This window comes from Cytobacillus oceanisediminis (assembly GCF_022811925.1).
Taxonomy (GTDB): domain Bacteria; phylum Bacillota; class Bacilli; order Bacillales; family Cytobacillaceae; genus Cytobacillus; species Cytobacillus oceanisediminis_D.
The window spans coordinates 1,756,025-1,775,028 of sequence record NZ_CP065511.1 but is presented as its reverse complement, the minus strand read 5'-3'; the positions used below and the strand labels follow the sequence as shown (position 1 = coordinate 1,775,028).

Sequence of the window (19,004 nt, the reverse complement as noted above, 5' to 3'; positions counted from 1 at the left end):
GATGTATCCTTCTCTCTTTGTTCTATTTTCTCTTTAGTTTTTCAACATCTTTCTCTGCTTTTGCCAGCGCTTTTTCTGGCTTTGTTTTTCCCAGCAGCACATTGTCTATATGCGGATTGATGCGGTTCTGGTAATCAGGATACTTTACTGGAACCGGAAACAATTGCGTTTGATCCAGGTTCTTCACCGAAGCTTCATATACGTATTTATCATCGCCCTTTAGCTCTTTAACAACTGCTTCTGCAGCTTCTTTATTTGCGACATTATCATAGTTTTTCATTGCCCAGTATTTTTGTGCCTCGGGGCCAGTTAAATACTTAATAAATTTCATAGCTTCCTCAGGATGTTTGGCTCCTTTCGGTATTTCAGCTACGAAACCGCCGCCATCGCTCCAATTCCCCGAACCTTTTTCATATGCAGGAATTGGGGCCACCCCAAAGTTCATATTCTCTCCGTAGTCACGAATTTGTGTGTAAAACGTGCCGATATCAACCCACATTGCCACTTTGCCTGCAATAAATGGATTTGACTGCTCACTGCCAAATTCAGCTTCAAAAGATTGAACTGTCTTCTCACCAAGACGCTCTTTCCATCCCAGCAGCCATTGAAGCGCTTCCTGCTTTTTAGGTGTATTAATATAAAGTTCTCCATCTTGAATGAATCCTTTTCCGCCGTCAGCGCTTGTCATCCAGCTAGCGGCACCAATGCTTCCCCATAGTGGATAAAAGCCAACTCTCTCATAGCGGTCTCCATCCTTTATATCAAGCTTTGCGGCGTACTCCTCCAGCTCCGCCCATGTTGCTGGCGGCTTTTCCGGATCAAGTCCAGCTTCTTTAAAAGCATCTTTATTGTAAAATAGCAATCTTGTATCTGTATTGAATGGAACTGCATAAGGTTTGTCCTCGTACATTACAGTTTCCCATAAATGAGGATAAAATTGATCTTTAAAGGATTCATCGATATACTTGCTCAAATCTTCGGATTGTGCATTTTCAGCGCGCTGGGCGACTGAATTAATATCGTTTATAATAACATCCGCCGGGTTTCCCGCTGCAACGGATGCCAGGTTCTTTGTCCAAATATCTCCCCAGGGCAAATATGTATGCTTTACCAAAATCTCATCCTGTGAATTGTTAAAATCCTCTATGATTTTTTCTATGATTGGACGCCTCGTTTCTGAACCCCAGAAGCTCCAGAAATCAACAATGACTTTTCCATCCTTCGTTTTTTCTGCCTGAACACTTTCCTCACCCGAACAGCCTGCCAAGGTGCCAATAAGCAGGATGGCGGAAATGATAAAGATTAATCCTTTTTTCATGATGCTCCCCCTAAATAATATTTAATCTTCAGCTTAAAGCTTATGCCTATCCTCTGCGCAAAGGAAAATCTGGCCAGCAAATAAATTAATTATCAACTAAGATAGAACTACCCTGTTATTTGGGGATAAAACATTATTTTGAAAAAATTCTCGGAATATGTAAATTTTCAGGCCTTTTCGCCTAATAAAAAAAGACCCCTAAAAAGGAGTCTGAATTAAAGATTTTTTTGAATGCTTTTCGCAATGGCTTCCAAATACTCAATGAATATGGCACCCTCTTCAGAAGGAACTGCATACATGATCTCACTGTCCATTGACTTGAAATATACCTCACCATGCTCGTTCCAGACTTTCACCTTAAGTGGGTCTTTGCCTTTAATAATAAATTGGATATCATATAGTGGTTTGGAGTCGATTGCGGCCTCTGCAGGCATTGCCGAATTAATGGCAGTTCTTGCAGCCTTTTCCCACTTTTCATCTTTTACAGTCGCAGTTTCAGCAGAATACGTTCCTTCAGCAGAGAAGGAATTCTCAGTTTCTGATAGAGCAATAGCTGTTTGACTGATAAAACTATTCCCAAGCATATCTGCACTGCTGCTGCCCCTTGTCATTGAATCCTCAGAAAAAATAATGAAAGCGAACATGATACAAGCAGCCATTACAGCGGCAGCAGATAAAAATCGCGGAAAAATATTTTTCTTTCTTTTAGGCCTATCCTCTATACCACTCAATATTTTTTGCAGGCTATCCTGCTTTTGCTTTTGCGATCGCGGAATACGGTCCAATTCACGAAAAGAATTATCGAATCCGAATGAGTTCTTCATGGATTTCCCCCCTTTTCTGCAATTCTTTTTTTAGTGCTGCGAGTGCCCTGGAAGTGGTGATTTTTACTTTGTTTTCATTCCAATTCAAGATTTCGGCCGTTTCCTTGATGGAAAACTCCTTTATTTTTCTCAAAATGAGCACTTCTTGATAGCTTAATTTCAAATGGCGGATTGCTTCATATAAGAGTGTAACTTTTTCACCCTTAATCATAATCTCTGTTGGAGTATCTTCATCTGATTGGAGCTGGAATTTTTCAATTGAGAAAAATTTGAATCTGTTTTTTTTGCGCAAATAATCAATGGCTACATTTCTTGATATACGGACCAGCCAAGTAAAGATCTGGGACTCCCCATTAAATTGGCTCATATATTTATAAGCTTTTATAAAGGTGTCCTGTGTCAGATCTTCGGCGACTTCCTTATCATTCACGAGAAGAAATATGTATCCATAAATTCGATCGCTGTATTCGCTGTATATATCTTCAAAAGCTTCTGCCGATATTCTCTCCATTGTGGCGCCCCCTCGCGTATTATTAGACGAATGAAAAATAGAAAAGAAACACTTTTCCAATATTTATGTAAAATATTCAAATCAACTTTCAGGTAAACCAAAATCCAAATCCTGTTCATTTATCCTATTTTTGCCAGATGTTCTGATTCCATCGTACTAATTTAGAAAATTTCCGAAGAAAGAGTTATTTTCACTGTAACCATTCTTCCAGCTGCAATTAACAAGTAAATACAGAGAAAGTTACACTTCAAAATACCCATTTTCAGATAATTTATTTCCTATTTTCCTATTGTATTGATGAAAGGCGATCTTTTAAGCTCCCCCTCTTTTTATTCATTTTATCATTCTGGGAAAATACTGCCTCCCTCCTTTTTCTTATTTTTTCCAAAAATTATTACTATTCCAATCTTTCTGTGTAAAAATGATTCTTTTCATCTAGATATAACCAGGTTAAGTTGAATCTTTAAGACTGTAACCTTATGAATGCTCTAAAACCTTCTAGCTATTTTATTCTTTCCACAGCAGCAAACTTCATTTTTCGACAATCTCCAACTGAATCTTCAGCTAAAGTTTTTGTTAACGGAAGGGTTTTCCATTTTTGGAAAATACCCTTAGGAGGTGATTGAGTTCTTTCTGCCAGAAAACGCTTTTTAAGGAATTAAACAAAACAAGGAGGGAATTTTTTGAAAAGAAAAAGAAAATCATTGAATCGCATTCTTTATGTGATGCTGACAGCTTTTCTGATTTTGCCGCTGATGTTCCCAGGCATGGGATCAGCCGAAAGTAAGAGCTCTCCGCATACCTCAGTTAAGAAAGCTGCACCTCAGACAGCAAAAAGCAAAATAAACAGCTCATTGCTGAAACAATTTGATAAAGAAGATAAAGTAACATTCCTGATAAAGTTTAAAGAACAAGCTGATACTTCAGCAGCAGCCAAGAAAGCTGAAAAAGCGGCTGCATCCCAAAAACTGACAGCCTCTAAATCCAAGTACATGAAACGCTCTGCAGTCCTATCCTCACTAAGATCTACAGCTATTGAAACTCAAGGCCATGTCACAGATTTCCTTAAAAAGCAGGAAAAAGACGGCAAGGCAAAAGATGTTCAATCCTTCTACATCGTCAATGCCATTGCAGTAACAGCTACAAAGGACGTTATGGAACAAATCGCGGTGTTTCCTGAAGTAGAAAAAATCCTTCCAAACGAAACTAGACAGCTTCATAAGCCAGTAAAGGAAGCCGAAAAAGCTCTCAAAACACAAGCAGAAACCAGTTCAATCGAGTGGAATATTGACCGTGTCGGCGCTCCTGCTGTATGGGAAATGGGAATCGACGGATCTGGTACTGTCGTTGCATCCATTGATACAGGTGTTCAGTGGAACCACCCGGCGTTAAAAGAAAAATACCGGGGCTATAACCCTGCACAACCCGATTCTCCAACACATGAATTCAGCTGGTTTGATGCCACAGCAGGCCAGACAGCACCATATGATGATCAGGGACATGGGACCCACGTAACTGGAACAATGGTTGGATCCGAGCCAAATGGAGCCAATCAGATTGGTGTTGCACCTGGTGCGAAGTGGATTGCAGTAAAAGCCTTCACTGCAAGCGGAGGAACTGACGTAGATCTGCTTGAAGCCGGTGAATGGATTCTAGCTCCAAAGGATGCTGAAGGAAACCCGCATCCTGAAAAAGCTCCGGATGTTGTCAACAATTCATGGGGCGGCGGACCTGGGCTGGATGAGTGGTATCGCCCAATGGTTCAGGCATGGCGGGCAGCTGAAATTTTCCCAGAGTTCTCTGCCGGAAACACAACTTTGTTTAATCCTGGCGGACCCGGTTCTGTTGCTACACCGGCTAACTACCCGGAATCATTCGCAACTGGTGCGACAGATATTAATAATGGTTTAGGCAGCTTCTCATTGCTGGGACCATCACCATACGATGAAATTAAGCCTGATGTATCTGCACCCGGTGTTAACATTCGTTCCTCAGTACCTGGAAGCGGATATGAAGGCGGCTGGAATGGAACTTCCATGGCTGGCCCGCATGTTTCCGCGGTTGCCGCGCTGCTCCGCCAGGTTGACTCAAGTCTGACTGTTGAAGAGATGGAGGAAATTTTACTGACTACCTCTACTCCACTGACAAATGGTACTTATCCTGAGACACCAAATAATGGTTTTGGATATGGGCTCGTCAACGCCTTCGATGCGGTTTCTTCCGTACTTACCGGTCTTGGAAAAATTAAAGGCCAGGTTGCAAAAGAAGGAGACGACTCAGAAGCTCCTGCAGCCAATCACGAAGCACCTCAGGAAACATATGCAGGAATGAATCTGGCACTTGAATTGACGGCATCAGATAATGTAAGCGTCACAAGAGTTGATCTTGAATACTTAAAAGCTGACGGCAGCTGGGCAGTCATTGAGGCCGAAATAACAGCTGGAAACTATAAAGATGGTACTTACCAGGCAGTTATTCCTGGAGAAGACATCGCCGAACCTTCCGTAACTTATAAATGGAAGGTAAATGATTTTGGCGGAAATTTAACTGAAACTGACTCCTATGAAGTTGCAGTAAGACCTGGAATCAGCATCGGCTATTCTCAGGACTTTGAATCACAGCCTGTCGGCTGGACTTCATATGGACCGGAAAACAGCTGGGAGTGGGGTGTCCCAACAACAGGTCCTGGCAGTGCTGCTTCGGGAGAGAAAGTATATGCTACAAATCTGGACGGCACCTATGCCAATAGAGCAAACATGAATCTGCAGATGCCTCCTATTGACCTGCCGGAAGGCAATGCCTACCTTCAGTTCAAGCAATGGCACGAGCTTGAAAACCGTTATGATTACGGCCATGTATTCGTTTCAACTGACATGGAAAACTGGGAACAGGTTCTTCGCGTAAACGGTAATACAACAGACTGGGTAAATGCAGAAGTGGATTTAAGTGCGTATGCAGGACAGAGAATTTATGTAGCATTCAATATGACTACCGATGGATCTGTTCAGAAGCAAGGCTGGTATATCGATGATGTCCAATTATCTGATACTCCAGTTGAACCTGCAGGTAAAGCTCAGCCGGGCATCAGCAAAGATAAACCTTCTGCAGAACTAAAGAAAGAAAAGGTAAATCCGGATAGCATTGTACCTAAAAAGAATGCTCCTGCAAAAGATGATGATAAACAGCAGCAGCCTGCGCCTGTGCTGCTTCCGCTTACTGCCGAAGTAAGTGTGCTGGAATCAGGCAGATCCATATTTACAAATCCGCAGAATGGTTCTTATGAAATGACACATGCTTCAGGCGAGTTTACGGTAATGGCAGAAGCTTACGGTTACCGTTCTCAAACGCAAAGCGTAAATATCCCGCAGGATGGAGAAGCAACCGCAAATTTCGTCCTTGAGGAAATACCAAAAGGGACAGTCACAGGTGTTGTGACAAATGAAGCAACTGGAGAGCCTGTTGCGAATACTACGCTTCTTTTAATAGAAGATGCGGCAGTACAGCCAGTAACAACTAATGAAAACGGTGAATATACAATCACAGCCTACGAAGGCACATACACTTTAAAAGCTATGGCACCTTCCTACTACAGCAAGGAGCAGAGCATTACGATCGAAGGCGGCTCTTCACTAGATCAAAATATTGAGCTAAAGCCATTTATCGGATACCCGGGTGAAATCGGATATGATGATGGTACAGCTGAAAACGCACGTGCATTCTACGATGCCGGCAATGGCTGGGCAGTTAAAATGTCCCTTGCATCCGGCCATGACAGTGCAATGGTGACTGGCGGCTTATTCCGCTTCTGGGATACCAGCTGGCCGACTCCTGGCGGAACAGACTTCAAAGTAGAAGTATACGATGCAAGCGGACCAGATGGAGCACCTGGTAAAAAGCTGGCTGGACCATTTGAAGCAACAGCTTTAAGAAACGGTGAATGGACACATATAGACCTAAGTGATGAAGGAATCGTTACTAATGGTGACTTCTATCTGGTATATATCCAATCAGCACCGAATCCAAATGCTCCTGGTCTTGGAACAGATGAGGATGGAGAAAATGCAGGACGCAGCTGGCAGCTTGTTGGCGGAGCATGGTCTCCTTCTCCTGAGGATGAAGGAAACTATATGATCCGTGCGACAGTGAACTATGAAGTAACTGCACCTGTCATCACTTCTCCAGCTGACGGAACCTTCACAAACCAAGGTAAAGTTACAGTTGAAGGTACTTCCGCTCCTACAACTACTGTAAAAGTATTTAATAATGGAGAGGAAGTCGCATCAGCAGAAACAACTGAAGAAGGTACATTCTCAAGTGAAGTTTCACTTTCCGAAGGGGAAAATACTCTTACTGCGAAGGCAGCTACAGAGTCAGGATCTACTGATGCCTCTGAACCTGTAAAAGTAATATATGACAAAACTAAGCCGGAATTGGCAATAACAAGTCCTGCAGATAAATCTAAAACAAACAAAGAAACAGTCACTGTTAAAGGAACCGTTTCAGACGATAACCTTGATTGGGTTAAAGTAAACGGCCAGGCAGCAAAGGTTACAGATGGTGAATACTCTCTTCGCATCCTGCTGGATGAAGGTGAAAACACCATTACGGTAACAGCACAGGATAAAGCGAAGAACACCGAAGAAAAAACAATAACGGTCGATGCAAAATACACCGCTCCTGCCATAGAAAATCTTCTTCCTGCAGAAGATAAAGAACTTAAAAAAGGCGAATCGGTAAAAATCGAATTTGATAGCGAACCAGGGTTAAAAGCTACGTTTGCCATTAGAATGCCTTTAACAAATGCCGGCGGACAGCTGAATAACGCTACTGAGCTTCCAATGATGGAAACTTCCCCGGGCCATTATGTCGGCTACTATACTGCCACTTCAAATGTAAAGGCACCTGGTGCCGAAATTGAAGTGAAGGTAACGGATGACTACGGCAATGAAACTCGCAAGACAGCAGAAGGCAAACTGTGGATTAACGCGAAAAAGAAGAATAACAGCACTAAAAAGTAGTAAAAATCAGATGAAAAGGCAGGCCCATTATTATTAGGGCCCGCCTTTTTGCACTTATTGATTTAATAAATTTCTTTTTTTAGATATTAAGCCATTAAACTCTTTATCCAATTCCGCATATTTGCCGTCACCCGGAACAAGCAGACTGAGTTCTCCCAGTATCGCACTGATGCGGTTATCAATAACCATAATTTGCTCTTTCGTGGAGTCATGATCTTTTTCCTGCTTGGAAGTTCTGGATTTCATCTGATATTCCTTCAGGTCCATTTCAAATCTGGTAATTTTATTTTCTTCAAATACAAGTAATCTTGAGCTTAACTTCTCCAAAAAGTATAAATCATGAGAAATAATGATGAGCGTCCCTGAAAATTCATTGAGCGTTTTTTCAAATTGTTCCCTGCTCGGCAAATCCAAATGATTCGTCGGTTCATCTAGTATAAGCACGTCATATTCCTTTAAAAGCATGTCTGTAAGTTTGACCCTAATTCGCTCCCCCATGCTAAGCTGTTCAATCGGCTGATTTAACTTCTGTTCCTTCATCCCCAAATTCGCTAACAGGGTCCTTGCCTTGAAAATCAGCTCCCGATCGGTGAGATCAAGTGCCTCTACGGCATTTTTTGTTAAGGGCAAATCATTGACATCCTGGTTTAAATAAGCAATCTTTAAAGTACTGCTGACCCAAAGTTCTCCATCAGTAGGTGGTACTTCATCCAAAAGCATACGGATAAAAGTAGACTTGCCTGCCCCGTTTGCTCCAAGAATCCCTATTTTTTCACCATGCTTGATATAAAATTGGCTACCCTCGAAAAGAGTCCGATCGCCAAAGCTTTTTGAGAGGTTTTTAGCTTCAATGATTCTCTTCCCTCTTTTGCCTGACGAATCAAATTGAAAATGTACTTTCGCCTCTTCTTCCGGCTTCTCAACTTTATTTTTATCCAGCTCCTGCTGAAGCCTTTTCATTTTTGACTTAATCTGCTGATCCATCTTTTTGGCTTTCACTCTGTGATATTCTTTGAAGCCCATCTGCCTATTCTCAGAAGGACTTCCGCCTTTAGTTGATTCCCTGTGAGCTTTTTCAGACCATTTTTTTAAATTAGACATCTGATTTTCAATGCGTTCGATCTCTTTCTGCTGAACATTAAATTGATGAAGCTGATCATCAAAGTTTTTCTGTTTTTGCTCCCGGTAGGCTGTGTAATTCCCCTGATAAATGGTGAGGATGCCTTCCTGCAGTTCAAAAATTTTTCTGACAGCCTGATCAAGGAAATGACGGTCATGGGAAATAATCAGGACCGGGCCGCTGAAATTGCTGATTTCGCTAATAAGCCATTCGATGCCCTGTAAGTCCAAATGATTAGTAGGTTCATCCAAAATCAGCATATCCGGTTTTGATGACCAGACCTTAGCTAAAGCAAGCTTCAGTCTTTCGCCGCCGCTCAAAGAATCAAGTCTATCCGGCTTCCATTCATGGAGTTTTGAAAGGCCTAGTTTGCTTGCCCGCTGAAGAATCTCTTCATCGGGAGATTGGTTAAAATTATGAATTTCACTGACAGAATAATCTGCTGATTGATGCAGATAGCCAATTCTGCATGGCACCTTCATCCGCTCGATAGTGCCTTTATCCGCTTGAATACTGCCGAACAAAATACTGGCCAATGTAGTTTTACCTGTGCCATTTAAGCCAACAAGGCCGATGCTGTCCTGCTGATAAATATCGAAGTCCAAATTAGAAAACACCGCTTTATCACCGAATGACTTTTGAAGATCCCTGGCCTTGAGAATCGGCAGTTTATTATTGTTCTGATTGTTGAGTATACGTTTATTTGCACACATAAAAAAACCTCCCCATACCCGGAGAGGATGTGCACTCATCATTAGAAATAGTGCAAATACATAAAAAACGCGCGCCTAAATAAAATTTGATCCGCTTACAGACAAATATAAAAGATGTCAGTTCCGATAAGGGATGATTTAAAAAAGGCACACTAAATCCTATGTTCTCCGGGTTAAACTTTTTAAATATAAAAAAGATACCAGAAAAAATAAGATTATAACTTCATGCCCCTTAATCATCCTTTCAAACTATTTGATTGTAGTATATAAGCTTCTGGCTTTAATTGTCAATAGGCTAATGTTCGGCAGCTTGAATGCAGGCATCTGCCTGCTTTTCATTAATCAATTCGGATATGCTTGTTGGTAAGCTCCTTAAGCATATTTAATATCGTAGCTCTTTCCTCCAAATTAAAACCGCTTACCCATTCTGAAACAAGCTTGTACTCGCCTTTATGCATTTCCCGCTGAAGTCCGCCCTCCAATATGGAGTAAATTTCCCTCATCGTATTTTCCCGATCCTGTGTTTTAAGTTCATCCATTTTGCAAACCTCCCAATTTCGTTTATGCTGCTTCTTTTCCCCATTTGGCTTATTAGGAAACACGAGTTTGCGTGCTGATTTCTGGTCTTGTGCGCGAAGGCGGATTTTTAGGCGCGGATATTTGTCTGTTTTGCGCGGTGTATATCCTTTTGCGCGCGCTTTTTTGTATTTTTGTGCGGAAACAGACTCTTTTCGCGTGGATATTATTCCTTTTCGCGCGTAACGTGCCTGAGTACGCGGTATTCGTCATTTTGTGCGTATTTTTCTCGCCTTTCTACGCGGAGACAGATTCTTTACGCGCGGATGTTCTTCTGTTCTGCGCGGAATGGACCGGGGTTTTAGGCACTCACATCCAAATGTATGTATGCATACAAAAGAAAAGCAGGTTGCCCCTGCTTTTCTTTTAATATATTACCACTTAAAGCAAGAAGCACCTACGATGATCAACAGGATGAACAGAACAACGATTAGCGCAAAACCGCCGCCGTATCCGGCTCCACCGTATCCACAGCCGCCATATCCGTAGCCGTACATTATAGAATCCCCTCCCTTACTAATAAACTCTGTCTCCATGTTTTATTAGTAGAATCCACCGTAACCCCAAGAAGCACCGATAATAATCAGTAAAATAAACAATACAACTAAAAGGGCGAAACCGCCGCCGTGTCCGAATCCGTCTGACATAGTCAATTACCTCCTTTGTTTGATTCAATATATCCTATTCAATTCACCCAATTTGTGCGATAGACGAATACACAGTTTTCATCGCAAAAAAGAAGCCTTCCGTGTGAAGGCTTCTGATTTTTGTTGATATAACAGGATTCCAGGCAATATTCCTAGAGAAAAATAGGCAAATTCATTATTTTTTATGAGCTTGAGCGGATTGGATTCCTATAGAGGATTGGACGGGTTCTTTTTCTTTAATTTCCTCGGTAAGCTGTTCCAGGCTTTGCCGGACGTTTCCTTTGCCTGAAAAATTTTGGAGAAGCTCCTTCACGTCTATGCCAGACGAAGCTTTCAGGCTTTCCTGCATCGTAGACATCAGGTTGGTGGCATACCCGGTTACTTTATTGGCCCCGCCATTATTGCTGTCACTTCCTGTATCAACCACTGTAATCTTATCAATATTCGATAATGGGCTTGCAAGCTGTTTCGCATATTCTGGAAGCATATTAATGACCATATCCATCATGGCCGCCTGGCCATACTGTTCAAACGCCTCGGCAATTTTCCTCTTTGCCTCCGCTTCCGCCAGACCTTTGAGGCGGATGATTTCGGCTTCAGATTCACCTTGAGCGCGCTGTGAATCAGCCTTCGCCATCCCATCTGCCCTTACTCTTTCAGCTTCTGCACGTGCCTGTGATTCAATCCGATATTGGTTTGCATCCGCTTCGGCAATTTGCTTTTTCTTTTCAGCCTCTGCTGCCTGCTCAACAGCGTACCTGTCTGCATCAGCTTTCTTTTTCACTTCAGAATCATATTGGCGTTCTCTTCTTAAGATTTCTTTTTCTTCAAGCTCAATTTGCTTTTGGCGTTCAATGATCCTGATCTGCATTTCATGCTCCGTAACTTCTTGCTTTGCTCTGGCTGTCTCGAGGTCATATGCCTGGTCAGCCCGGGCTTTGGCTATATCCTGTTCCCTTCTGTAGTCAGCCATTTTCATTTGATTTTCTTTCTCAGCTTCTGCTATTTCAGTCGCTCTTTCAAGTTCTGCCTTTTGGGCATCCTTGGCTGCTTCCGCCCGTTTAATCCGGGTTTCCTTCTCAGCTTCAGCTGTGGCAATATCCGCATCCCGTTTAACCTGGGCAATTCTTGGCCTTCCCAGTGAATCCAGATAGCCATTTTTGTCGCGGACATCTTTGATTGTAAAAGAAACGATGATCAGGCCCATCTTAGCCAGATCCTGTGAAGCAACCCTTTGAACCTCCTGAGAGAATTTATCCCTATTTTTGTATATTTCTTCGACCGTCATAGAACCCAGAATTGATCGTAAATGCCCCTCAAGAACTTCTTTCGCTTCATTTTCACGATCTTCCTTTGACTTTCCAAGGAATTGTTCTGCAGCAGTAGCAATTTCTCCAATACTCCCGCCGATTTTTATGATTGCAGTACCGTCTGCCATGACAGGAACTCCCTGTTCTGTATATACTTCCGGAGTGGTAACCTCCAGTTTGCTTGAAAGAAGACTCAATGGCTCTGCCTGCTGAAAGACCGGCAGTACGAATGTTCCTCCGCCTCTGATTATTTTTATCTTATTTCCTGATTCATCTACATGGACATTTTTATTGCCCAAATAACTGCCTGTTACGATTAAGGCTTCATCCGGCCCAGCAGTCCGATATTTTGTAACGAACACACCAAGAAGCGCAATCAGCAAAAATGCGGCAATTCCAATTACCACCCAAATCATTAGCATTTTATGTCCCCCTGTCTATAATTCTTTATAATCGATAACTTCAATAACTCCATTTTCGACTTCAACGATCAGCACATTGCAGCCTTCTGCTATGAACGTATTTTCATAGCTTAGAGCAGGCTTGGAAATTCTCCCGCTTATATTTTCAATCAAAACCTCACCGAAACCATTCTCCGGTATAGGAATTAATACAGTACCTACTCTTCCCCTTAGGGAGTCATCAGTGTAAACGAGAGATTCTTCAGCAGATGATAATGGTATAAGAACAAAGATATTCAGCAGTATATCCAGCAGTGCTGCAATTCCAGCTCCTATCAAGAGAATAACCACGCTATTAAGAGAGGTTGTCATTTCAAAGATATAGCCTGCAGCGGAAAGAAAAGTGATAAATGCAAGAATCAGTACAGGATTTAGAAAGCTTCCCTCCCCAATTCCGTCAGCAATATCTCCAAAAAACATATACAAAATAATTAAGATGCCCGAAAAAATAAGTGTGCTGAGATAAATTGTCTGAATAGGAAAACCAAATAGTTCCATAACATGCACCCTATCCATTTTTTATTGTCCAGCTGTTGTATCCCGTGCCTCCTTTCCTTTTTCTCTTAACGGATTAATTTATATACGGACAAAAACCTATAATTGTTTCATTTTTCGCAGCTTTTTTCCAAATTAATACTTCTATCTGTTCAGCTTGTCTAACTTTCAGCCCATTTTTGTCATTTTTATCACTATTTCTGCATACCTTATTTTGGGATTAAAAATCGCCAATGGGGATTAAATGCCGAAAATTGGTGGAATAGACGAATATATCTAGTTAGCGGAGGGATAGGAAACATGACAAGATCTGAATTGCACATGGAGAAGCCAAAGAGCAAATTTATGCTGATGTCAATTGTCCTATTGGGCTGTTTTGCTGCTGTCTTTACAGCATTATATTTTTATTCACAAAGCCTCATTACTATAGAAGCCCCCAAAAAAGAACTAGGTGAGAAAATTATTATCCAGCTTCCTTCCGGAAAGAGTGTATTTACATACGAGAACCTGGTTGTTAAGGAAGAAGGAAAACTTTTTTATAAGGGAGAAAGGAATACTCTGGATTTGACTGGCGGTACTATTGTTTATGAAGAATGGGAATAAACAGAGATAAAATAACTCTGCTCCTCATCCCGGGGGCAGAGTTATATTTATTTTGAAGAAGTCCTCTGCAGTTGACAAAATGTTTTCAAATCCTTTAAGATGAGCAAAAAATGGCGAGGAGAAATGACTTTGAAGGTAATGAAAAATGTTTTTTTTACAGCTTTAGCTACAGTTATTTCATTTTTCGGCATAAAAAAAATGACAAGCACCACTCACAAAATGAAAAGAATCGGACATCGGGGAGCAGCCGGATACTGTCCTGAAAATACATTCCCTTCCTATGACCGTGCGATCGAAATGGGAGCAGATTATCTGGAAATTGATGTCCAATTAAGCAAGGATGGAAAGATTGTCGTGATTCACGATTCACTTGTCGACCGCACAACTGACCATAAAGGCAAGGTGTCCGATTTTACCTTTGATGAGCTTAGAAAGATGGATGCCGGAAGCTGGTTTTCCCAAAAATTCCGCGGTGCCTGCATCCCTTCATTTGAAGAGGTTTTAGACAAATATGCAGATCGTGTCGGGCTTTTAATTGAATTAAAAAAACCAGCCCTATACCCTGGCATTGAAAAGATGATCGCAGAGGAACTAAAGAAAAGAAATTTTCACACAAAAGGGGACGACCATATTATTGTTCAGTCATTCGAAACCGAATCAATGAAAAGATTCCATGAACTGCTGCCGGAAATCCCTGTCGCCATCTTAATTAACTATCCGCCTGACAAAATTGAGATTAAAAATATTGCCGAATATGCCAGTTACCTGAACCCTAAATGGACTGTGGTTAATAAACTCGTGATCGATCTGATTCATTCGAATGGCATGAAAGCAATAGCCTGGACTGTACGTTCCAGGAAAGAAGCAGAAAAATTGAAGCATTATCCGCTGGATGGGATTGTTGCCGATTATTTAGATCTTATTGAATAACAAAAAGGATGCAGACCAATAATGGTCTGCATCCTTTTTGTTATAGCACCGCCTGTTTTCTTCCAGATTCCAGCAGCAGCTTTAGGGTTTCCGAATCACTTTCAGCCGGAAGAGCAAATGGCTTTTGATAAGCTTCAGGCCCCTTCCCGGTAATAAAAATCCAGTCATTCTCCCCGGCTTCCCGCCATGCTTTCTTGATAGCCAAAGTACGGTCGGGAATCACTTCACCCTTTCCGCATCCAAATTCTTTATTCAGCCTATGCAATTGGCTAATCATCTCATCCTCAGATTCATCGTTTAAATCATCAGCTGTCAAATAAAATTTATGGCAGTATTTTGCTGATGCCTTAATCATGTCCATACGTTTAGATTGATCTCTTCCGCCGCGAAATCCATAGATTTGAAAGATTCTTTCCGCTCCCTGTTCTCTCGCTGCTTCCAGACAATATTCAAACGCATCCACTGTATGGGCATAATCCACAACGAATTTAGCTCCTGCAGGATGGAGAATAGTTTCAAAACGGCCCGGTATGCCCGGGAATGCAGCCAGGGACTTAATTATATCTGCAGGGTCTATCCCCAGATCAACGCCTGTCAAAAAAGCCATTGCTGCATTATAAACATTATGGTGTCCAGGAAGAGGAAATTCAATTTCAAAAGACTGACCTTTCATCTCCAAAATAAATACTGTTCTCCCATTAATAGCAACGTCTTTTATAGAACAGCACTTTTCATCACCAAGCATAATCAAAGGAAGATTTTCTTTTTGCAGATCCTCTGCCATTTTTTCACCCCATGAATTATAGAGATTTACGACTCCTTTACCGCCGTCTTTTAATAAGGTGAAGATTTTCTTTTTATCATAAAAATACTGATCCATATTTTCATGATAATCAAGATGGTCATGAGCCAGATTAGTAAATAGTCCGTAGTCTAATTCCAGACCTTCTGTTCTGGATTGTTCCAGCGCATGAGAAGAAATTTCCATAACGACAAACTCATCAAGGCTTTTACTCAGCATTTTTTGGATCTGTAAAGCATCTGGTGTAGTGTTGCTGGTCTTATATTCCTTGTTATTAATAATGTTGGATACAGTTCCCATGAGGGAGCATGTCCTGCCTGCAGTCTCCAAAATATGCTTTAATATATAGGCAGTGGTCGTTTTCCCATTAGTTCCTGTTATGCCAATTATTTTATGTTTCCTTGATGGACGATCATAAAAACAGCTTGCCAGTTTCCCCAAACTGGTTCTGCTGTCCGTTACTTTTATATAAGGCACATTCAATTCAAGGGATTCTTCACCCACCACGGCAGCCGCCCCATTTTCAACAGCTTGTCCTATAAAATGATGGCCATCTGCCTGAAAGCCTTTAATCGCAACAAAAAGGCTTCCTTTCCCCACTTTGCGTGAATCCATTTCAACCCCTGTAATTTCAGGATCGTTTGTAAATACATCCATCTCCCCGCTATCCTTTAGGCAATTAATAACCTGGGATAATTTCATATTTCTGTCTCCTTTAATGTTTAAACATCAAGTAATTTGGTGTATATGTCTATATTCATTATCTTTTGTTTTCCCACATTTTCAGGAAATATGCCCTCTAAAGGACACAAATAACAGGGGATCGGGAAAATCGTCTTAATATACTAGAATTGAGGATAAATTTGGGTGAATGGCTTCTGAAAAATAAGCGATTCACCCTATTGAAATGCCAGCTTACTTGCGTTTTAGGCTATAGACAATGGCCGCTTTGCAAACTGGGATAAATACTTCACATTCAACCGGCTGTGCTGTGAAATAAGATAAGCATCCCTTGTAGCACCTGGTTTTCTTAACGTATTAAGGGCTCTTATCATCCCTGCTTCGCTTTCCATGCCAACCCCATGCCCAAAGAACATACCCCCGCCCAAATAAACGGAATTCTCACCTGTCCAAACTGGATGATCATAATCAGGATTATAAAAATACACCACATCACCAGGTATGAAATTCCTGCCTCGTTTTGTAACAATCGATAGATCATAATCATAATTCCAGTCCCATACAAGAAGCCCCTGAAATAGTGTATTGAAGCGGCTGACAGAGATGGAGTCCAAGACAGCTTTATAAAAAATCAGCACAATGGCTGTTGTACATTCAAAAGCATATTCCCAGCTGTTCGTAAACACATCCATAATCGCATCTGACGGTAAAACGGATGGATCGAGCAGGTACCCATATCTTGTCCTTCTCCATATGCGCGGATTGAAACGTGATGTGTTAAAGGGTGCAAATTCAACTCGGCTCGCATAAAGCTGCCTGGCTGCTTTGATGATATTCTCCCTTAGAAGGATATCAAACAGCAGTTCATGCATTGAATCATATTGATGCTTCTCCGGACTGCTCTCCAGGGCCTGATAAATTTCACGCTGAACACCAAAAAAGCTGGAAGCCCCAGGCTTATTTTGATTATTCGAAAGGATAATCATTGTCTTCCCCCCTTCAAATGAACTTATAGTAGCTTATGGTTTGTTTTGCAGGAGGGTTCCTTCATAATTTTTCTTCTCTTTTTTACTCTCTAAAAAATGTAAGCGTTATTTATTATCGGAAAATATCTTTTTTTCTGAAATAGTCTTGCTTTTCCTTCCATTTTGCTTGTACAATATTCCACATATTCATAAGTTTCAGACTTTATCAAATAATTCATTCGCAACAGGAGGCTTGTTACATGGTGACTTTTTTAGGATCGATTGTTTTGCTGGTGGCAGGATACGCCATTTATTCCAAAGTAGTAGAGCGAATCTTTGGTATAAATGACAGCAGTCCAACACCGGCTTACACAGAAAATGACGGAATGGACTATGTTCCAATGAGCTGGTGGAAAGGCAGCTTGATCCAATTATTAAATATTGCAGGACTGGGTCCGATTTTCGGTGCTATCATGGGGGCTTTATATGGACCAGTTGCTTTTATCTGGATAGTGGCCGGTTCAATTTTTGCCGGCGCCGTTCATGATTATTTTTCAGGGATGCTCTCTCTGAGGCATAAAGGCGAACAATTTCCCAGTATTGTTGGCAGATATTTAGGAAAACCAGCCAAAACGGCCATTAATATTTTTTCTATCCTCTTAATGGTACTGGTTGCCGCTGCATTTACAGCTGGCCCGGCACAGCTTATTTCCAGCATCACACCATTAAGTTTTATGGCTTCATTGATCATTATTTTTGCTTACTTTATCCTGGCAGCTGTGTTGCCTGTAAACCGGATTATCGGAAAAATTTATCCTTTTCTTGGAGCTATTTTAATTTTTATGGCTGTATCCATTGCAGTCGCTTTGCTTTTCAGCGAAAAATCCATACCGAATGTAACGCTTTCTAACTTTCATCCCGGAGACCTTCCTATCTGGCCTTTACTGATGGTCACCATTTCCTGCGGTGCCATTTCTGGTTTTCATTCAACACAAAGTCCGATTGTCTCACGCACATTGAAAAAGGAAAGCGATGGAAGAAAGGTTTTCTATGGAGCAATGATTGGAGAAGGGATAATCGCTTTAATCTGGGCTGCAGCGGGCATGACCTTTTTCGGCGGAACAGGAGGTCTTCAGGAAGCATTAGCAGCTGGAGGCCCAGCTGGAGTCGTTAATGAAATTTCGAGCAGCCTCCTTGGTACATTCGGAGGGATACTTGCTATTTTAGGAGTTATTATTCTCCCGATTACAACCGGTGATACAGCTCTTCGCTCTTCAAGAATGATGCTGGCTGAATCACTGTCATCTTTTATGAAAATGAATGGCAGATGGAAGGTTGTCATCACCACTTTGCCAGTGGCTCTTCCAACTTTATACCTTGCTACAATCGACTACTCTTTCTTATGGAGATATGTCGGGTGGACAAATCAGGTTACGGCTGCAGTCATGCTTTGGACCGCCACGATGTATCTCTTGAAAAATAAGAAATTTCACTGGATTTGCGGTGTGCCTGCATTGTTTATGACAGGTGTAGTATCTACGTATATTTTTTATGCGCCTGAAGGCTTTCGGATGGATTATCAATTATCGATGATCATCGGTTCAGTCATTACGCTTGCTATTGCAGTGTGGTATGTTTACCAGATAATAAAACATAGACAGCTAGGCAAAAATAGTACCAGCTTAACAGCGGCTTAACTGTAAAAATGCACCTCGCTCACAAAGTGAAGGTGCATTTTTTTATTGGCTGATATCATTCAGGCCACAATCCCCTATTTTAGATTTAGTTGTTGTCTGTCTTTCTATTCGGTTGCCCTGCGCTCTGGATATCTGTCCGGTTACGTTTTACTTTTCATGAAGCGGGTAATGAACACTAACGGTTAAAGGAGGTTTTTTACAATGTCAGATAAATACAAATCAGACAAAAATAATTCTATAGAACAAGAAAAAAAGAAAGAAAACAACAAAGATATCGAGCCCCAAAGAGAGCCGGAAAAACCTCAGGAAGAGAAGCGGAATTAAGGAGGATGT

The 19,004-nt window shown here is 41.4% G+C and carries 16 protein-coding genes; 5 read left to right on the top strand and 11 right to left on the bottom strand.

All coding sequences use genetic code 11. The annotated features are described in order from the left end of the window. Positions 1–22 precede the first annotated feature (22 nt). The 3 genes from IRB79_RS09160 to IRB79_RS09150 form a co-directional block, all read right to left on the bottom strand. Positions 23–1,318: an ABC transporter substrate-binding protein gene (locus tag IRB79_RS09160; RefSeq protein WP_243508179.1), complete on the bottom strand. Its 1,296-nt coding sequence runs from the start codon at positions 1,316–1,318 to the stop codon at positions 23–25. 215 nt (positions 1,319–1,533) lie between these two features. Next, the gene (locus IRB79_RS09155; protein ID WP_243508178.1) at positions 1,534–2,142 is read right to left on the bottom strand and encodes a hypothetical protein; all 609 of its coding nucleotides are present in this window, start codon (positions 2,140–2,142) and stop codon (positions 1,534–1,536) included. After that, a complete protein-coding gene (locus tag IRB79_RS09150) occupies positions 2,117–2,653 on the bottom strand; it encodes an RNA polymerase sigma factor (protein WP_243508177.1) in 537 nt (178 codons plus the stop codon). The genes IRB79_RS09155 and IRB79_RS09150 overlap by 26 nt, the downstream gene beginning before the upstream one ends. A 725-nt stretch (positions 2,654–3,378) precedes the next feature. Here IRB79_RS09150 and IRB79_RS09145 point away from each other — a divergent pair. Next, complete coding sequence (locus IRB79_RS09145) at positions 3,379–7,671, top strand: S8 family peptidase (RefSeq protein ID WP_243509319.1); 4,293 nt, start codon at positions 3,379–3,381, stop codon at positions 7,669–7,671. Between the two features lie 54 nt (positions 7,672–7,725). Here the strand turns inward: IRB79_RS09145 and abc-f are convergent, their stop codons facing one another. The 6 genes from abc-f to IRB79_RS09115 all read right to left on the bottom strand — a co-directional run bounded on the left by abc-f (position 7,726) and on the right by IRB79_RS09115 (position 12,996). Beyond that, positions 7,726–9,504: a ribosomal protection-like ABC-F family protein gene (gene abc-f, locus IRB79_RS09140; protein ID WP_243508176.1), complete on the bottom strand. Its 1,779-nt coding sequence runs from the start codon at positions 9,502–9,504 to the stop codon at positions 7,726–7,728. Positions 9,505–9,842: 338 nt separating this feature from the next. Continuing rightward, the gene (locus tag IRB79_RS09135; RefSeq protein ID WP_048009110.1) at positions 9,843–10,043 is read right to left on the bottom strand and encodes a hypothetical protein; all 201 of its coding nucleotides are present in this window, start codon (positions 10,041–10,043) and stop codon (positions 9,843–9,845) included. A 411-nt stretch (positions 10,044–10,454) separates the two neighbouring features. Beyond that, entirely contained in the window at positions 10,455–10,577 is a 123-nt protein-coding gene (locus IRB79_RS09130) for a YjcZ family sporulation protein (protein WP_076256871.1), read from the bottom strand. A 45-nt stretch (positions 10,578–10,622) separates the two neighbouring features. Further along, the gene (locus IRB79_RS09125) at positions 10,623–10,727 is read right to left on the bottom strand and encodes a YjcZ family sporulation protein (RefSeq protein WP_163142711.1); all 105 of its coding nucleotides are present in this window, start codon (positions 10,725–10,727) and stop codon (positions 10,623–10,625) included. Positions 10,728–10,902: 175 nt separating this feature from the next. Continuing rightward, complete coding sequence (locus tag IRB79_RS09120; RefSeq protein ID WP_243508175.1) at positions 10,903–12,459, bottom strand: flotillin lipid rafts scaffold protein FloT; 1,557 nt, start codon at positions 12,457–12,459, stop codon at positions 10,903–10,905. 15 nt (positions 12,460–12,474) lie between these two features. Then, a complete protein-coding gene (locus IRB79_RS09115; protein WP_243508174.1) occupies positions 12,475–12,996 on the bottom strand; it encodes an NfeD family membrane protein in 522 nt (173 codons plus the stop codon). Between the two features lie 297 nt (positions 12,997–13,293). On the opposite strand from IRB79_RS09115, the gene IRB79_RS09110 reads away from it, so the two are divergent. Further along, entirely contained in the window at positions 13,294–13,596 is a 303-nt protein-coding gene (locus tag IRB79_RS09110) for a hypothetical protein (RefSeq protein ID WP_243508173.1), read from the top strand. A gap of 123 nt (positions 13,597–13,719) precedes the next feature. Next, positions 13,720–14,526: a glycerophosphodiester phosphodiesterase gene (locus IRB79_RS09105; RefSeq protein ID WP_243508172.1), complete on the top strand. Its 807-nt coding sequence runs from the start codon at positions 13,720–13,722 to the stop codon at positions 14,524–14,526. Between the two features lie 40 nt (positions 14,527–14,566). Here IRB79_RS09105 and IRB79_RS09100 read toward each other — a convergent pair whose 3' ends face one another. Beyond that, positions 14,567–16,030: a UDP-N-acetylmuramoyl-L-alanyl-D-glutamate--2,6-diaminopimelate ligase gene (locus tag IRB79_RS09100; protein ID WP_243508171.1), complete on the bottom strand. Its 1,464-nt coding sequence runs from the start codon at positions 16,028–16,030 to the stop codon at positions 14,567–14,569. Between the two features lie 224 nt (positions 16,031–16,254). After that, on the bottom strand, positions 16,255–16,995 hold the full coding sequence (locus tag IRB79_RS09095; RefSeq protein WP_243508170.1) for a protein-glutamine gamma-glutamyltransferase: 741 nt from the start codon (positions 16,993–16,995) through the stop codon (positions 16,255–16,257). 239 nt (positions 16,996–17,234) lie between these two features. Here IRB79_RS09095 and IRB79_RS09090 point away from each other — a divergent pair, with 239 nt between their 5' ends. Together IRB79_RS09090 and IRB79_RS09085 are read left to right on the top strand one after the other, a co-directional pair. Beyond that, positions 17,235–18,671 (top strand): carbon starvation CstA family protein, encoded by a 1,437-nt coding sequence (locus IRB79_RS09090; protein WP_243508169.1) that lies wholly within the window; start codon positions 17,235–17,237, stop codon positions 18,669–18,671. A gap of 201 nt (positions 18,672–18,872) precedes the next feature. Beyond that, positions 18,873–18,995 carry a 3-methyladenine DNA glycosylase gene (locus IRB79_RS09085; RefSeq protein ID WP_221877508.1) on the top strand — a complete coding sequence of 41 codons (123 nt, stop codon included), beginning with the start codon at positions 18,873–18,875 and terminating at the stop codon, positions 18,993–18,995. Positions 18,996–19,004 lie beyond the last annotated feature (9 nt).